This window comes from Parasporobacterium paucivorans DSM 15970, from assembly GCF_900141895.1.
In the GTDB taxonomy this organism is placed as follows: Bacteria; Bacillota; Clostridia; order Lachnospirales; family Lachnospiraceae; genus Parasporobacterium; species Parasporobacterium paucivorans.
In genome coordinates this window covers 1-15,360 of record NZ_FQYT01000008.1, presented here as the reverse complement: position 1 = coordinate 15,360, position 15,360 = coordinate 1, and the positions used below count along the sequence as shown (strand labels likewise).

The following is a 15,360-nucleotide window of genomic DNA, read 5'->3' as shown; positions in this document are numbered from 1 at the left end:
ATGGGGAAAAAGAAAGTGTGGGAAATATACGATGATCTGATTGATTCCATACCGGATGATCTGACAGTCCTTGAATGCATGCTCGGGGTCTCCTGGACGGCGGTAAAATCGGAAAATGGGATTGGTGTTGCAAAGACAATAAAAGGCGGTAAGAAAGGATTGGAAATTGGTGAAATCAGCGGATTGAAACTGAAAGAACTTGCAAAGTATGCCAAATCGTGGAATATGTTGGAAGCTTCACTGGGACAGGCCGCAATAAATTCAGCATTTAATACTGCTCCACAGTGTGCGGATAGTCCGGGTCTGACCCTGAATAAGGAGCATGAGCACGGAAAAAATAATGCTTTTAATCTGCTGTCAGAAGATCTGGTCAACAAAAAGGTTGCAGTTATTGGACACTTTCCTGAGGTGGAAAAGCTTCATGACATATGCAATTTATCCGTTCTTGAAAGAGACCCATGGGCAGGGGATTACCCTGATTCCGCATGTGAGTACCTGCTCCCGGAACAAGATTTTGTATTTATTACCGGGACGGCATTTACAAACAAAACAATGCCAAGGCTTATTGAACTTTCCAGAAAAGCCAGGATTATACTGGTAGGGCCCAGTGTGCCGATTTCTGAGGTTCTGTTTAAATATGGGGTTTATATAATAGCAGGATTTATTGTTACAGATGAGAAGCTGATATGGAAAGCAGTCCAGGAAGGCAAAAAAATGAATATATTCAAGCATGGCGGTGAAATGATATGCATACGAAGGTGAATAAGAATCCTTCAATAATGTTGTTAAGACAACATACAAATCAAGAAATATGGGATATATTCTGAAACGTATTAAGAGAACAAATATGAAGGAGAAGTAGTATGAAAAAAAGAATTATTGGGATGATATTGATCCTGGCTATGGTTGTTGCGATGGCTGCCGGATGTGGGCAGTCCTCAGGTGAAGCAAAGGAGACTAAAAGTGCAGAAACGACATCGGCTGTCGAGGTAGAGCGTCCTTCTGTAGACATGGCAGGAAGGGCTATCGTACTTCCTGAAGCAATAACAAGTGTATATTGCAGTGGACCAATAGGGACAAATTATATTTACACATTTGATGATACTCTGTTGGCGGTAACGAATTACGAATTATCAGATGCTGAAAAAATGTATACAACACAATATTATCAGAATCTGCCAAATCTGGGCGGATGGTATGGAAAAGGCAATGAAGGAAATGTGGAAGAAATCATCAAAACAGCTCCGGATATCGTAATCTGTACCGGAACCGATGAAGCCAGTATTGCACAGGCTGATGCTTTGCAGGCTAAATTGGGGATACAGGTAGTTAATATTGATTCTAGTTTTGAAGCTATGGCAGATTCATACAGGTTTCTTGGTGCTCTGTTAGGAAATGCAGAAAGAGGCGAAGAACTGGCTGCCTATACTGAGGAGACCATAAACCACGCTAAGGAAATTGCAGCATCGATTCCTGAAGAAAAAAAGGTATCAGTATATTATGCAGAGGAACAGCTTGGACTTAATACGGATCCATCCGGTTCTGAACACTCCCGCCTGATTGATCTTTGCGGCGGCATCAATGTGGCCGACTGTGAAATAACAAAGGGTTATGGAAGAACGGAAGTTTCAATGGAGCAGATCATCTCCTGGGATCCGCAATATATTATTTCATGCGTGGATAATGGCAATGCCGATTCTGCAAGCTACAATACCATAATGAATGATTCACAATGGTCAGTTATCCAGGCAGTTAAGGATGGTCATGTATACCAGACTCCCTCCGTGCCGCAGAACTGGTTTGACCGTCCGCCAAGTGTCAACACAATCATAGGTGTAAAATGGTGTCAGTCCATACTATATCCTGAAATGGTTGACTATGATATCAAAGAAGAGGCAAAAACATTTTATTCTTTATTTTATCACTACGACCTTACAGATAAGGAAACAGAATCTCTTCTGGAGAATTCTTTATAGTAAAAAACAGAACAGAAACCGGGATGGACATGGATAGATATTTAGTTCAGCAAAAAAAAATAAAGTTAAAACTGCTGCTGCTGGGAGGATTGTTGCTGATCAGCACAATCCTGTCACTGGCTATCGGGCGGTATTATATACCGGTGGATGATATCCTGCGGGCGTTTGCAGGCAGGGAGGTCCCGGCGGAAATTACCCAGGTTCTTTTTGTGGTACGGCTTCCCCGGGTATTGGGAGGATTGCTGATTGGAGGCGCACTTTCTATGGCTGGCGCCTCATACCAGGGTATGTTTAAAAATCCCCTGGTGTCTCCCGATATTCTTGGATCGGCCGCCGGAGCAGGGTTTGGCGCGTCACTCGGTATTCTTTTATCCTTTGGCGCAGTCGGAATAAAGTCCACTTCCTTTATATTCGGCCTGATTGCGGTGCTTATCACCTGGTTCATAAGTACCCGGTTCGGAAGAGGCGATGATAGTCTGTTCCTTCTGATTTTAGGAGGGATCATTGTTTCCAGCCTGTTTCAATCCATGATTTCCCTGATTAAATATGCAGCGGACCCGACGGACAAACTGCCGGCCATTACTTTCTGGCTTTTAGGAAGCCTTTCGAAAATAACCCCAAAAGATGTTCTCCTGATGATCGTCCCGTTTCTTCTCTGCATGGTTATTCTGATCTGCAGTGCCTCGAAACTTAATATTCTGGCTTTGGGGGAAGAAGAGGCGAAAACCATGGGTGTCAATACAAAACGTCTTCAGCTCCTGGTTATATTTACAGCAACCATTCTGACTGCATTTTCCGTTTCGCTATGTGGAATGATTGGATGGGTCGGCCTGGTAATCCCACATTTGGCCCGCATGATTGTGGGTCCTAATTTCAAAGCGCTTATTCCGGCTTCATTACTGCTCGGATGCAGCTATCTGCTGATCATCGATACCGCTTGCAGAAGCGTTTTTGCTGTGGAAATTCCGCTGGGAGTCATTACATCCCTCGCGGGTCTTCCGTTTTTCCTGTATCTGCTGACCAAAAAGAATAAGGGGTGGTAAAATGCTGCTAAAGGTTAAGGATTTATGCTGCGGATATGACGGGGTACCCGTCGTTGAAAATCTGAATTTTGAGATGAACGAAGGCGAACTCTGGTGTATTTTGGGAGCAAACGGCATTGGAAAAAGCACCTTGTTCAAGACCCTGTTAGGCCTGTTGAAACCTGTTTCCGGACAGGTTCTGGTTCAGGATAAGCCGCTGGAAAAGTGGAGCAGGAAGGATCTGGCAAAAGTGACATCCTATGTCCCTCAAAGCCATACTCCTCCATTCCCGTTTAAGGCATTTGAAATTATTGTGATGGGAAGACATCCGTATCAGAACGGTATCGGGGCGGTCAGGGAAGAGGATATACGGGCTGTGCAGGATGCCCTGCGCCTGTTGGACATTGAACATTTGGCTGAAAAGAACTATACGCAGATAAGCGGGGGAGAACGTCAGATGGTTTTAATGGCCAGGGCAATCGTACAGGGATCGTCTTTGATGATTCTGGATGAGCCGGTTTCCAATCTTGACTTTGGAAATCATGCCAAGGTGATTTCATATATCCGCAAGCTTGTATCCATGGGGAAGACAGTTGTTATGACGACCCATCATCCGGACCACGCGTTTATCCCGGAGAGCCGGGTGCTCATCATGGAAAACCGGAGCAGGATGAGAGTGGGAATTGGCACCGATATTGTGACAGAGGAATGTGTCCATGAAATGTATGGCGTGGATAATAAAATCCTGCTGGATGTACAGGATAACAGGCAGACATGCATACCCTTGTACTAGGGTTTGCAACATGATTTGGAAGGAGACAGGAAGATGAAAGACTCAGGGTATGATTTTGATCATATTGCGGAAACAATCTTTTATCCAATTTATGATGAAATAACAGATAACCTGTTAAGAAAAATAAATCTGCAGGAAGGCAGATTCCTGGATATCGGCTGCGGGGGAGGGCACCTGGGATTTTCCTTGTTGAAGAAGACAAAAATGAATGCTTCATTCCTGGATATCCAGTCTTCTGCTGTCGAAACAGCAAAAAGACGTGCCGCCGACCTCGGATTTATGGAACGGTCCAGTTTTTGGGTAGGGGATGTCGAATCCATGTCATTTGAAAAGGATACATTTCAGCTGGTTATAAGCCGGGGTTCTATGCCTTTTTGGGAAAACCAGGAAGCTGCGTTTACTGAGATATACCGTGTCTTGGCACCGGGTGGAAAAACTTTTGTCGGGTGTGGTCTTGGAAATCCGGAAACCCGGGAAAAAATCCGGGATAAGATGCGTCAGAACGGCTTTCAGTTTTTCGGTGAAAAAAGGAATGATGAATCAAAAGCCCTGACGTCAGCGGAATATAAAAAGCTGTTTTTCCAAAAAGGATGGAAACACGAGATAATTGACAGTCCCGAGGAAGGGCGATGGATCATTCTGGCTAAGGATACATTGGAGGAATAATATGTGGAGGGATGCGAAATACTGGGAAGAAGAATGGACGGAAGCATACAGAAGATCAATTTATAGGAGGCAGAGAATATCAGACAATACTTCCTGGTGGGATAAGCGGGCACCGGGTTTTGCCGCCAGGACAGAAGATAAGAGCAAAAACGATTCCATACTTAATCAGATTCTGGCCACATCTTTTATTGATAAGAGTACGGATTTACTCGATATTGGCTGCGGCACCGGAAATTATGCCATTCCCCTGTCCAGCCGATTCAGAAAAATCGTTGCCCTCGATTCTTCTCCCGTTATGCTGTCTATATTGAAAAAGCGGGCAGAGGCTATGAATATTCATAATATCGAGACGGTATGCATGGCATGGGATGATATTTACCTGAATGAAATGGACTGGATGAAAAAGTTCGGACTGGTAATCGCCATTAAGACCCCTGGTATCAGCAATGCTGAAACATTGGAAAAAATGTGTGAGGCTTCATCTCATGGCTGTTTTTACAATGGATTCATCAGCAAGTATGACATGGACCAGCAGGAGCTATGGAGGATCATATTTGACGAGGAGAAGCCGGAATTTCCTTCCGACCCATTTTATATATTCCATCTTCTGTACGCATGGGGCTATCTGCCATCCATGGATATTAAAAAAATAGAAAAATCGAAGAAAATGAAGATCAGTGAAGCTACAGAAAATTTGCAGCTGATGATGAAAAATTATAAAGATTTACCTGATTCAACGGATCGGATTGTGGAACAGTATGTAAAGAACAACGCCTTCAGAAATGAATTTATCAGCCGCGGCAGTTCTGTAGAGGGCAATGTAATCTGGTCTGTTTAGTAAGGAAATGCGGAGAGGAGATCAATACAGTGAAAAACAGTTTTAGAAGTGATCTGGAGAATGCTATCGAATTTCATGGACATTTATGCGGAGGTATTATCATGGGAGTTCGGATGGCCCGGGCGGCCATGGATTATCTGGGGATTGATGAGCCGGAAAAAAACAGGGACTTTATCGTTTACGTAGAAAATGACCGATGCATCTCCGATGCGATCCAGTCGGTGACAGGGTGCTCCCTTGGGAAGAGAAGGCTGAAATGGTTGGATTACGGGAAGATGGCGGCTTCTTTCATTGATATGGATACAAAAAAAGGAATCCGCTTAGCCGTGAATGCAGACAGAAATCCGGAGCCTTCAGATGACCTGGAGGCCTTCTGGGGTGAATTCGAAGATGAAGAACTCTTTAAGATGGAACCGGTGAGCATGGACCTGAAAATGGAAGATATGCCTGGAAAGCCCAGCAGAAGTGTCAATTGCGAAATCTGTCATGAAAAAATCATGGACGGAAGGGATGTAGCGAAGGACGGAAAGATAGTTTGCAAATCTTGTGCGAACGGTAAATACTACAGCAAAATTCCATTATAATATGCGAAGGAATTAACGTCATGAATGATGAAGTCCGATGTCTGTTGTCTGTCTATTAACTCGGGGCATATTGAAATCCATACAAAAAAAGACACTTTTTTCCTTAGAGGAACCCTGAAGGAATTGGAAAAGAAACTTTCTTATCTGGACTTTTTCAGATGCCACAAATGTTTTATTGTCAATATGGCAAAGATTGAACGGCTGGTGGTTTGCGTTGATAACTCCTATAGAATCAGGGTAGAGGGGTTCAAGGACGAAATACCCCTAAGTCGGAATAGAGTGCAGAAAATAAAAGATCGGCTGGTAATATAGACATCGATATAGACTTCGAGGCACAAACAGATTGAAAACGACCCGAAAGTGGTATATACTGTGTATGTAATAAAATACATGCAGGCATGAAATAGTCGGGATGCAGAGCGTACGCTGATACCCGGGTGCAGGCTGTCGGCGTAACCTATCAGATATGAAAGGGGCCAGTAAAATGTCAGTTGTAAAAGTAATCGAACTTATCGCGGAATCCTCTGAAAGCTGGGAAACAGCTGCAAAAGAAGCAGTGGCAGAGGCGGCAAAAACTATCGACAATATTAAGACTGTCAACATGGAGAACCTGCAGGCACTTGTGGAAGACGGCAAAATAATAAAATATCGCGCAAATGTCAAAATCACATTTGTAGTAAAGAGTTAAGAAGTTATTAGACCAAAAACACCCCACTGGCAATGGACCGATAATCCAATGTCAAAGGGGTGTTTTCAATTCTGGCTTAGCATATCGAGAGGAAATAATAACAATGAAGAAGAAAGAGACTAAGGTTGGAATCGGTTTTGCAACTGGGAGAAAGAGTTTTCAAAATGTGCTGAGGACCAATATACACAGCTGGAGTGAATCTGGTATCGTTGAAGATAAAATGATCAGTCTGAATATTTTCATAGCATATGATCTTACTTATCAGAAAACGATTATTACGGATTACACAAACATTGCTCCGGGCCTGGTCGAGCAGATTGACAGCTTCACGATGATCGGAAACCATTCCATAGAAGAGGAAACAGAATATCTGATTAAAGGGAACGTTTTAACGCGCAGGGAAGCCCAGATGATCTTCAACAAGGGATATGCCGGACAGCGTAATGCCATACTTTATAATGCCATTAAGCATAAGATGAATTATCTGATTTTTATGGATGACGATGAATACCCTCTGGCGGTTACGCATAACAATAAAACGGCAATTTGGTCAGGTCAGGATATTTTGTCAACCCATCTGGGGTATATCAAGGGGGCGGACGTTACCCATGGACACCACTGTGGATATATATCCCCTGTTCCATATATGGAATTCAATGACGATATGACTGAGTCGGATTTCCGCATGTTCATTGAAGCCATCAGCAATGATATTCTCAATTGGGACAGTCTGAAGAGTATTATGAATAACGGCGGGGTGACGTATGCGGATACAGATATATTGAAAACGGACGATGCTGTCGAGGTTGAGGAAATGAACAAAGCAAAATTCATTTCAGGTGGGAATCTGTGTATCAATCTGACAGATCCGCTACGTGTTTTCCCATTCTACAACCCACCGGGTGCGAGGGGAGAGGATACCTTTTTGAGTGTGTGCTTCAGTGAAAGAAAGGTCCTGCGTGTTCCGTGCTACACTTTCCATGATGGATTTTCGAAATACAACTATCTGTTGGACGGTGTGCTTCCAAGAAAACTGAAATTTATCCGTGGTGACAACTCCCAGATCATAGACCGCTTCTACAAAGCCTGCTTAGGGTGGATCAGATATAAACCTCTGCTTTTATACCTCACACAGCCAGAAAGCTACGATCAGAAAATTGAAGAGATGCGAAGAAAAATTACGGAAGTGCTGCCGAAAATAAATACATATTTTCAGGGACCGGATTTTAATATCGTGCTGCGTGAACTGGAAGAATATAATAAAAATGTGGAAAAGCATTATAAATCATTTAAAGAAACGCAGCTGGTTTGGAGTAAAATCATGAATCACTTTGCGAACCGAAAGTAAAATCATCAAGGCAGGCCGTCAGAAAGAAAACGGCCTGCCTTGAATGGCGAACGCGGTTACAACGAATTGACTTGACTAATATTGCAATATATATTATATATAATATAGAAACATGCAATTGCTGATACAATATGATTTTGGAGGCAAGTAATGGATAATGAATACAACAAATATATAATGAATAAATCGAATTTCATTTTTGTTGGCGAGGCCGGAAGCGGAAAGAGTGAGATTGCAATAAATTTCGCGAAATATCTTGTTGACGTGGGTGACAAACCAGTACATTTTTTTGATATGGATATGACAAAACCGTTGTTCCGGTCCAGAGATGTGCAGAGGGATATCGAAAACCTGGGAATTGTTTTTCATTTTCAGGAACAGTTTTTTGATGCTCCCACGCTGGTCGGTGGCGTCAACATTCGGTTAAAGGACGACAGCTGCTATGTGGTTATGGATGTCGGAGGAAATGATATTGGCGCACGCGCCATAGGAGGATTTGCTCCCTTGATTAATAAGGACAAAACGCAGGTGTATTATGTCCTGAATGCCTACCGCCCATGGTCTGATGATCTGGAACATATCGATGGGACCCTGTCCTCTATACTGAACATATCCCATATTAACTTGGACAAAGTTCAATTAATAAGCAATCCGAATAACGGAATCACAACCACGGCGGCAGAAGTTATAGAAGGAAGCAAAAAAACGTCCGAGATGATTGGGCCGCTCATGGATATAGGATTTGTCTGTGTCGCGGATTATTTGTATGAAGAGGTTAGGGGCAAGACGGATATTCCTGTTTTCCCGATTCATTTATATCTTACGTATGAATGGAATAATTAGATCTAAACACTGCAGGCAGTGTTTAAATAAAAAAATATCATTTAATCTGAGAGGAGGATTTAATCCAGATGGCAAGAGTAGAGATTAGATCAGAAAGCTGTAAAAGCTGCCAGTATTGCGTTAAGTTTTGTCCTAAAGGCGTGCTCGCTATAGGAGATAAAGTTAATTCAAAAGGCTATGAGTATTCAGTACCGGTTAACATGGAGGCCTGCATAGCATGCTGCATATGTGCGAGAATGTGTCCGGATGCTGCAATTGAAGTATATAAATAGGGAGGAGCAAAGATATGGCTAGAGTATTTATGAAAGGCTGTGAAGCAATCGCGGAAGCAGCTGTAAGAGCCGGATGCAGATTTTTTGCCGGTTATCCGATTACACCACAAAATGAGATTCCTGAATATTTTGCAAGAAGAATGTCTGAAGTTGGAGGAGTATTTGTACAGGGAGAAAGTGAAGTCGCTTCCGTAAACATGGTATATGGCGCAGCCTCCATGGGAACAAGATCCATGACATCCTCATCAAGTCCTGGAATTTCTTTGAAAAGCGAAGGCATTTCTTACTGCGCGTCTGCACGCATCCCTATGGTTTACGCAAACATTTCGCGCGGAGGTCCTGGCGTTGGGTCAATTCAGCCGGCTCAGCAGGATTATTTCCAGGCAACTAAAGCTTCAGGTAACGGCGGATTTGAAATGCTGGTATTTGCCCCATCCACAGTTCAGGAAGCTGTTGATATGACTTACAAGGCATTTGATTATGCAGATAGAGACAGAAATCCTGTTTTGATTCTGGCAGACGGAGTTATCGGCACTATGATGGAACCAGTTGTACTTCCAGATGCAAAATCGGATGAGGAAGTCGCTGCAATGAAAGAGGCCAAAAAAGACTGGGCTTGTGTTGGACATAAATTGGATTATCCAAACAGGGCATGGATCGAACCTGGACACTGGCAGACCAGCGATATGCAGCGTGCAAATGAAGAGGCTGCCGCTGTCTATGCATCATGGGAAAATGAAGTGCAGGTTGAGGAGTATAAAATCGAAGATGCAGAAATCGTGATTGCAGCTTATGGCATTTCCGCCCGTATTTCAAAATCTGTCGTGGATATGCTTCGTAAAGAAGGAATCAAAGTCGGACTGATCCGGCCGATTACGGTACATCCATTTCCATATAAAACGTTTGACAATATTAATTACGGAATATGTAAAGCAGTTCTTGATGTCGAGATGTCCATCCCCGCACAGTTTGTACAGGATGTGTCAATCGGTGTAAAAGAACGCTGCCCGATCGAAACCTGTCTGAGTTCAGGTGGAAACATCATAAGCCGTGAAGCCATTATTGAAGCAGTCAAAAAAATCAATGAAAAGCAGGGGGTATAGAAAATGGAAAAGATTTATGCAAGAACAAAAACAATCCAAGAAGATAAAGTTTCCGGCTTCTGCCCGGGATGCATGCACGGCACTGTCATTAAATTAATTGGTGAAGTGTTAGAGGAAATGAATATTGTCGATAAAGCAGCCTGTGTGCTTGGTATCGGATGCTGCGGTCTTCATATGGACTATATCGCATATGATAATACGACTGCTCCCCATGGGCGTGCCTGTGCGGTTGCAACAGGAATGAAAAGGGCGAATCCGGAATCTCTGGTATTTACCTACCAGGGCGACGGAGACTTCGCATCCATCGGTCTTGGCGAGTCTGTTTCAGCGGCTAACCGTGGTGAGAATATCACCGTCATCTTCATCAACAATGGCATTTATGGTATGACAGGCGGTCAGATGGCACCAACTACCCTGATTGGCATGAAGGCATCTACCGCGCCTAAAGGACGTATTGCAGAGGAGCATGGATATCCTATGCATATGTGCGAGATATTAAACCAGCTTACAGCTCCGGCCTATCTTGAACGTACAAGCTGCAATACGCCGGCAAATGTTGTGAAGACCAAAAAAGCGATTCGAAAAGCATTCGAGAACCAGCTGAATGGAAAAGGATTCTCCATGGTTGAAATTGTAACAAGCTGTCCAACGAACTGGGGACTTGAAGCGCTGGATTCCCTTACATATATTGAAGAAAAAATGCTTCCTGAATTCCCGCTTGGCGTGATCAGAGATAAATAGGAGGAAGAAGATATGGAAACCAACTTGTGTGTTGCCGGATTCGGCGGTCAGGGTGTTATGACGCTTGGAAAATTCTTAGCATCAGCTACCTGCGATTCTACAGATAAAAACGTTACTTTCTTCCCATCATATGGTGCAGAGCAGCGTGGCGGTACAGCGAACTGTTTCGTTGTTATTTCGGATGAAATGATTGGGGCTCCTTTGGGTGATGTAATGGATGATCTGATTGTAATGAATGGTCCATCTTTAAATAAATTCCTTTGCACCTTAAAGGAAGGCGGCAATCTGTTCATCAACAGCTCCATCGTGTCTGACGACATTGCCAGAAAAGATATAAAAATAATCAAGGCTCCTGTTACGGAACTCGCTCTTGAACTGGGCAATGCGAAAGTATTAAATGTAATCATGCTTGGCGTATATGTGGGTTATACGGAGGTTGTATCCCCTGAGGTTGTGTGGGGAACCATCGAAAGCAAACTTGGCAAAAAGCCAAAGCTGCTTCCATTGAACAAGGCCGCTTTTGAAAAAGGTCTTGAAATCGGAAAATCCCAGAAATAAAATAAAGGAAAGACCTGCGGTCCAACCTGCGAAAATATGAAAGCTCTGTCTTGATGGCAGAGCTTTTTTGTATAATTAATCAGAGGTATTCATATCCATCAAGAAACCCGTATGATATAATATATGTAGAATATTCATGAATGGGAATAGCTGACTCGACAATGTTTTGGCAGATTTTCACATGCAATGTATTTGCTGGAGGCAAAAGGAAAAGGCCGCATAGGGCCCGGGAGGAGAATTATGGATATTAAACAATTTGAGAAATATCTGCATGAATTTCGACTTGCATATGAAGAATGGCAAAGAAACATGGAAACTGAACTTAATGAAACGCAGGAAAAAATGACGGATGAGGATTTAATAAGCATTTCGCTGATTGATAGCATGGAAAAGTTCAGAAAACTGAATAAAGGCAATAAAAATAAATAAGGGGTGCTGGATGGAGAGTCTAAAGAAAAAAGAAGTTGTTCTGGTCGGTGCAGGAATAATGAGCGCAACACTGGGAACCATGCTGAAGGAATTGGCACCGGAGTGGGATATCAAAGTATTTGAAAGCCTTTCGAAAGCGGGAGGGGAAAGTTCAGGTGTATGGAATAACGCGGGGACTGGACATGCGGCCCTCTGTGAACTTAATTATACTGCAGAGAAAAAGGATGGTTCCATCGATGTAACAAAAGCAAATAAAATCAATGAACAATTTATTCTTTCCAGAGAGTTCTGGTCTCATCTTATTAACAGTAATATTATTGATGATCCGCATTCATTCATTATGCCTTTGCCGCATATGAGTTTTGTGACCGGCGAGAAGGATGTTTTGTTTTTGAAGAAACGTTATGAAGCTTTATCGCGCAGTCTGCAGTTCGGTGGTATGGAGTTTTCCGACGACCCTGAAAAAATCAAGGAATGGATCCCTTTGGTTATGGAGGGCAGAAAATCAGTGGAACCGATTGCCGCAACCCGGATGGTTAAGGGAACGGATGTGAATTTTGAAACCTTAACGTTGAAGATGTTTGAAAATCTGCGTAGTCAGAAGGTTAAGGTTTTCTATGAGCATACGGTGAGAGACATCAAAAGGACGAAAAACGGTTTCTGGAAAGTGCAGGTCAAGGATGACGCCACGGGTGCAATCAGGTACCACAGGGCCGATTTTGTGTTTATTGGCGGAGGAGGAGGAAGCCTGCCGCTTCTGCAGAAAACCGGAATCCCCGAGGCAATGCATATTGGAGGATTTCCGGTCAGTGGGCTGTTTATGGCATGCAGGAATCCGGAAGTAATACAAAAACACCATGCCAAAGTTTATGGAAAAGCAAAGGTTGGTGCTCCGCCAATGTCAGTTCCGCACCTTGACTCGAGATTTATAGATAACAAAAAAGCCCTGCTGTTTGGACCTTTTGCTGGGTTTACACCAAAATTTTTAAAAAATGGCTCCATGTTCGATCTTATAGCTTCCGTAAAATCGGACAACCTGTTCACGATGCTTGCTGCCGGGGTCAAGGAAAGATCCCTGACAAAATATCTGATACAGCAGGTTTTGCTGTCGGATAAAAAGCGGATGGAGGAATTGCGGGAATTTATTCCCGAAGCTGATTCGAAAGACTGGTATATGGTCGTCGCAGGGCAGCGGGTGCAGGTTATAAAGGACACGGAAGAAGGCGGGAAAGGCACGCTCCAGTTTGGCACGGAAATAATCACATCGGCTGATGGAACAATAGCTGCATTGTTAGGTGCATCCCCGGGAGCCTCTACGGCAGTGAGCATTATGCTGGAACTTATTGAAAGATGCTTCCCTGATGAAATGACGGGATGGGAAAATAAACTTCATAAGATGATTCCTTCCTTCGGCATATCTCTGACTGCAAATCCTGAACTTTATAAACAGATGGATAAAGAAACAGCTCATATACTTGGACTTGATTAGATTAATAGAAATATCTGAAAATTGAATTATTACTATGTCAAAAACGTATAGATACATCCACTTTAACTATGAGTATTATACAATAATATATGATAATATAATGAAAAAGTAATGCATATTGTACATAATCCTGCTGTATGAATCATATTTGTTATTACCGTTATATATATTTATAATATAAAAGGAGGTTAATGAGGATATGGAAAAAGAAAATGTCAACAAATCAGCCAGTTCATCCTGGTTTGTAAAGGATTTGGATACGACGACTATTTCTGAAGAAGGACAGGATAAATTCAATGAACGAATCAAAAGAGTTGAAGATTCCGTTGCATTAAAAGAAGCTGACCGTGTTCCGATTGTTCCGATGCTGGGTGCGTTGCCATATTTTTTGGACAACTGTACATATAAAGATTCAATGTACAATTATCCAAGGGCGAGCGAGGCGCTTATAAAATTCTACCAGGATTTCCAGCCGGATGCGACTACCCATCTTGCGTTTCCGAGCGGACGGGCAAATGAAATCGCACAATCAAAAATGATAGACTGGCCTGGCAGGCCAGGAACCAGGGTACCTGACTTTTCCACCTATCAGGTAAAGGAATATGAATACATGACACAGGAGGAGTATCCGGAACTTCTCACGGATTTCACGGGATTTATGATCAGGAAGTATATTCCACGTGCATTTCCAGCGTTAAAAGGACTGAGTGATATCCGATTTGTTCCATCTATCGTACTTAATACGACTCCATTGAGCTCTCTGTATTCTCCTGCTGCCTTTGAGGCCTATGAACTGCTTGCAAAGATAGGGAAAGAAGATGCCCTGGCTGCTGAAGCATCAAATGCCGTTTCGGCCCAGATTGCCGCAATGGGCTACCCTCCATTTATGACGGGAGCGGGGGAAGTTCCGTTTGATATTATAGGTGACTATTTCCGTGGTTCACTGGCTGCCCTTTCGGACCAGATTGAATGCCCGGATGAAATGGAAGCGGTATGTTATATGCTTGCTGACATACAGATTGCTTCTTATGAATACTTCAATCTTGTACCTCTGCCTGTAAAGAGAGTTTTCTTCCCGATGCATAAAGGTATGGATGGATTTATGAGCGGTGAAAATTATGAGAGATTATATTGGAAGCCACTGAAGAAAATCATCAATGCACTTGTAGATATGGGGGTAACACCTGTATTGTACACGGAGGGAAAGTACAACACAAGAATCCAGCAGCTGGCTGATCTTCCGAAAGGGAAAGTCATCATTCATTTTGAACAGGCCGATATGATGGAAGCCAAAAGAGTTCTTGGGGATATTGCCTGTCTGAGCGGAAATCTCCCGATTTATCTGCTTGAATATGGAACAAAGCAGCAGGTAATTGACGAATGCAAGAGGCTGATCGATATCTGCGCTCCAGGCGGCGGCTATATATTTGATACAGACGGATCAATAGACAACGCGAAGAGAGAGAATGTGGAAGCTATGTTTGACACAGTTATGACATACGGAAAGAAATAATCTGCCAAGAAGTGTCCGTATACGTCATTTGATAATAATGTGTAAATCGAGAGGAGAGTTTTATGAGTTCAAATGAAAAAGAAATCAGAATGGTAGGGATCGATGAGAAGATAGGTGTGGGCTCCGCATTGTTCCTTGGGTTTCAATCCGTGCTTGCATGCAACCTGTTCCTGGGGCCTGTAGTGCTGATAGCAGTTATGCAGCTGAACATTTCAGATGCCACTGCACTTATTGCGCTGACGTTTTTGGCCTGTGGTCTAGCGACTGTGATCCAGGCTGGCCTTTTCCTTAAATATCCGGTTATCCAGGGCATGTCATTCGCGTCCCTTGGAGCGATTATCGCGATAGCCTCCAAACAGGGGTTTGCCGTGTGCTTTGGAAGTATTATCATAAGCGGCCTGGTAATCGTCGCCCTGGGATATTTAAAAGTCCTGAGTAAAGTGGTAAAACACATAATCCCGCCAATCGTTGCCGGTATGGTTATTGTTGTGGTAGGC

Annotated in this window: 19 protein-coding genes; all 19 read left to right on the top strand. The window is 43.1% G+C overall.

Features of this window, described 5'->3' with window-relative positions:
- Entirely contained in the window at positions 1–762 is a 762-nt protein-coding gene (locus BUA79_RS04635; protein WP_242941641.1) for a DUF364 domain-containing protein, read from the top strand.
- A 101-nt stretch (positions 763–863) separates the two neighbouring features.
- Positions 864–1,976 carry an ABC transporter substrate-binding protein gene (locus BUA79_RS04630; protein ID WP_073993201.1) on the top strand — a complete coding sequence of 371 codons (1,113 nt, stop codon included), beginning with the start codon at positions 864–866 and terminating at the stop codon, positions 1,974–1,976.
- A gap of 92 nt (positions 1,977–2,068) precedes the next feature.
- Positions 2,069–3,019: a FecCD family ABC transporter permease gene (locus BUA79_RS04625; RefSeq protein ID WP_242941640.1), complete on the top strand. Its 951-nt coding sequence runs from the start codon at positions 2,069–2,071 to the stop codon at positions 3,017–3,019.
- 1 nt (position 3,020) lies between these two features.
- Positions 3,021–3,791: an ABC transporter ATP-binding protein gene (locus BUA79_RS04620; RefSeq protein ID WP_073993199.1), complete on the top strand. Its 771-nt coding sequence runs from the start codon at positions 3,021–3,023 to the stop codon at positions 3,789–3,791.
- A gap of 33 nt (positions 3,792–3,824) precedes the next feature.
- On the top strand, positions 3,825–4,457 hold the full coding sequence (locus BUA79_RS04615; RefSeq protein WP_073993198.1) for a class I SAM-dependent methyltransferase: 633 nt from the start codon (positions 3,825–3,827) through the stop codon (positions 4,455–4,457).
- Position 4,458: 1 nt separating this feature from the next.
- Positions 4,459–5,295, top strand: coding sequence for a class I SAM-dependent methyltransferase (locus tag BUA79_RS04610; RefSeq protein ID WP_073993197.1), 837 nt, complete (start codon positions 4,459–4,461; stop codon positions 5,293–5,295).
- Between the two features lie 29 nt (positions 5,296–5,324).
- A complete protein-coding gene (locus BUA79_RS04605) occupies positions 5,325–5,879 on the top strand; it encodes an FmdE family protein (RefSeq protein WP_073993196.1) in 555 nt (184 codons plus the stop codon).
- Positions 5,880–5,903: 24 nt separating this feature from the next.
- Entirely contained in the window at positions 5,904–6,191 is a 288-nt protein-coding gene (locus BUA79_RS04600) for a LytTR family DNA-binding domain-containing protein (protein WP_073993195.1), read from the top strand.
- Positions 6,192–6,363: 172 nt separating this feature from the next.
- Complete coding sequence (locus BUA79_RS04595; RefSeq protein WP_073993194.1) at positions 6,364–6,567, top strand: dodecin family protein; 204 nt, start codon at positions 6,364–6,366, stop codon at positions 6,565–6,567.
- Positions 6,568–6,670: 103 nt separating this feature from the next.
- Positions 6,671–7,915 (top strand): hypothetical protein, encoded by a 1,245-nt coding sequence (locus BUA79_RS04590; protein ID WP_073993193.1) that lies wholly within the window; start codon positions 6,671–6,673, stop codon positions 7,913–7,915.
- A 150-nt stretch (positions 7,916–8,065) separates the two neighbouring features.
- Positions 8,066–8,758, top strand: a complete 693-nt coding sequence (locus BUA79_RS04585; RefSeq protein WP_073993192.1) for a hypothetical protein — start codon at positions 8,066–8,068, stop codon at positions 8,756–8,758.
- A gap of 68 nt (positions 8,759–8,826) precedes the next feature.
- Positions 8,827–9,030: a 4Fe-4S binding protein gene (locus tag BUA79_RS04580; RefSeq protein ID WP_178138536.1), complete on the top strand. Its 204-nt coding sequence runs from the start codon at positions 8,827–8,829 to the stop codon at positions 9,028–9,030.
- A gap of 14 nt (positions 9,031–9,044) precedes the next feature.
- Positions 9,045–10,133, top strand: a complete 1,089-nt coding sequence (vorB, locus tag BUA79_RS04575; RefSeq protein ID WP_073993190.1) for a 3-methyl-2-oxobutanoate dehydrogenase subunit VorB — start codon at positions 9,045–9,047, stop codon at positions 10,131–10,133.
- Positions 10,134–10,136: 3 nt separating this feature from the next.
- Positions 10,137–10,874 carry a thiamine pyrophosphate-dependent enzyme gene (locus BUA79_RS04570; RefSeq protein ID WP_073993189.1) on the top strand — a complete coding sequence of 246 codons (738 nt, stop codon included), beginning with the start codon at positions 10,137–10,139 and terminating at the stop codon, positions 10,872–10,874.
- Between the two features lie 12 nt (positions 10,875–10,886).
- On the top strand, positions 10,887–11,432 hold the full coding sequence (locus BUA79_RS04565; RefSeq protein WP_073993188.1) for a 2-oxoacid:acceptor oxidoreductase family protein: 546 nt from the start codon (positions 10,887–10,889) through the stop codon (positions 11,430–11,432).
- Between the two features lie 240 nt (positions 11,433–11,672).
- Complete coding sequence (locus BUA79_RS04560) at positions 11,673–11,861, top strand: hypothetical protein (RefSeq protein WP_073993187.1); 189 nt, start codon at positions 11,673–11,675, stop codon at positions 11,859–11,861.
- 10 nt (positions 11,862–11,871) lie between these two features.
- Positions 11,872–13,350, top strand: coding sequence for a malate dehydrogenase (quinone) (gene mqo / locus BUA79_RS04555; RefSeq protein ID WP_073993186.1), 1,479 nt, complete (start codon positions 11,872–11,874; stop codon positions 13,348–13,350).
- 199 nt (positions 13,351–13,549) lie between these two features.
- Positions 13,550–14,863, top strand: a complete 1,314-nt coding sequence (locus tag BUA79_RS04550; RefSeq protein WP_094757314.1) for a uroporphyrinogen decarboxylase family protein — start codon at positions 13,550–13,552, stop codon at positions 14,861–14,863.
- Positions 14,864–14,925: 62 nt separating this feature from the next.
- The coding region (locus tag BUA79_RS04545; protein ID WP_178138535.1) for a solute carrier family 23 protein at positions 14,926–15,360 on the top strand (435 nt) is incomplete at its 3' end.

Bases quoted from the DNA above. Each gene is read 5' to 3' on its own strand.
- BUA79_RS04635 (WP_242941641.1), top strand. From the start codon at position 1: ATGGGGAAAAAGAAAGTGTGGGAAATATACGATGATCTGATTGATTCC.
- BUA79_RS04630 (WP_073993201.1), top strand. From the start codon at position 864: ATGAAAAAAAGAATTATTGGGATGATATTGATCCTGGCTATGGTTGTT.
- BUA79_RS04620 (WP_073993199.1), top strand. From the start codon at position 3,021: ATGCTGCTAAAGGTTAAGGATTTATGCTGCGGATATGACGGGGTACCC.
- BUA79_RS04615 (WP_073993198.1), top strand. From the start codon at position 3,825: ATGAAAGACTCAGGGTATGATTTTGATCATATTGCGGAAACAATCTTT.
- BUA79_RS04610 (WP_073993197.1), top strand. From the start codon at position 4,459: ATGTGGAGGGATGCGAAATACTGGGAAGAAGAATGGACGGAAGCATAC.
- BUA79_RS04600 (WP_073993195.1), top strand. From the start codon at position 5,904: ATGATGAAGTCCGATGTCTGTTGTCTGTCTATTAACTCGGGGCATATT.
- BUA79_RS04595 (WP_073993194.1), top strand. From the start codon at position 6,364: ATGTCAGTTGTAAAAGTAATCGAACTTATCGCGGAATCCTCTGAAAGC.
- BUA79_RS04590 (WP_073993193.1), top strand. From the start codon at position 6,671: ATGAAGAAGAAAGAGACTAAGGTTGGAATCGGTTTTGCAACTGGGAGA.
- BUA79_RS04585 (WP_073993192.1), top strand. From the start codon at position 8,066: ATGGATAATGAATACAACAAATATATAATGAATAAATCGAATTTCATT.
- BUA79_RS04580 (WP_178138536.1), top strand. From the start codon at position 8,827: ATGGCAAGAGTAGAGATTAGATCAGAAAGCTGTAAAAGCTGCCAGTAT.
- vorB (WP_073993190.1), top strand. From the start codon at position 9,045: ATGGCTAGAGTATTTATGAAAGGCTGTGAAGCAATCGCGGAAGCAGCT.
- BUA79_RS04570 (WP_073993189.1), top strand. From the start codon at position 10,137: ATGGAAAAGATTTATGCAAGAACAAAAACAATCCAAGAAGATAAAGTT.
- BUA79_RS04565 (WP_073993188.1), top strand. From the start codon at position 10,887: ATGGAAACCAACTTGTGTGTTGCCGGATTCGGCGGTCAGGGTGTTATG.
- BUA79_RS04560 (WP_073993187.1), top strand. From the start codon at position 11,673: ATGGATATTAAACAATTTGAGAAATATCTGCATGAATTTCGACTTGCA.
- mqo (WP_073993186.1), top strand. From the start codon at position 11,872: ATGGAGAGTCTAAAGAAAAAAGAAGTTGTTCTGGTCGGTGCAGGAATA.
- BUA79_RS04550 (WP_094757314.1), top strand. From the start codon at position 13,550: ATGGAAAAAGAAAATGTCAACAAATCAGCCAGTTCATCCTGGTTTGTA.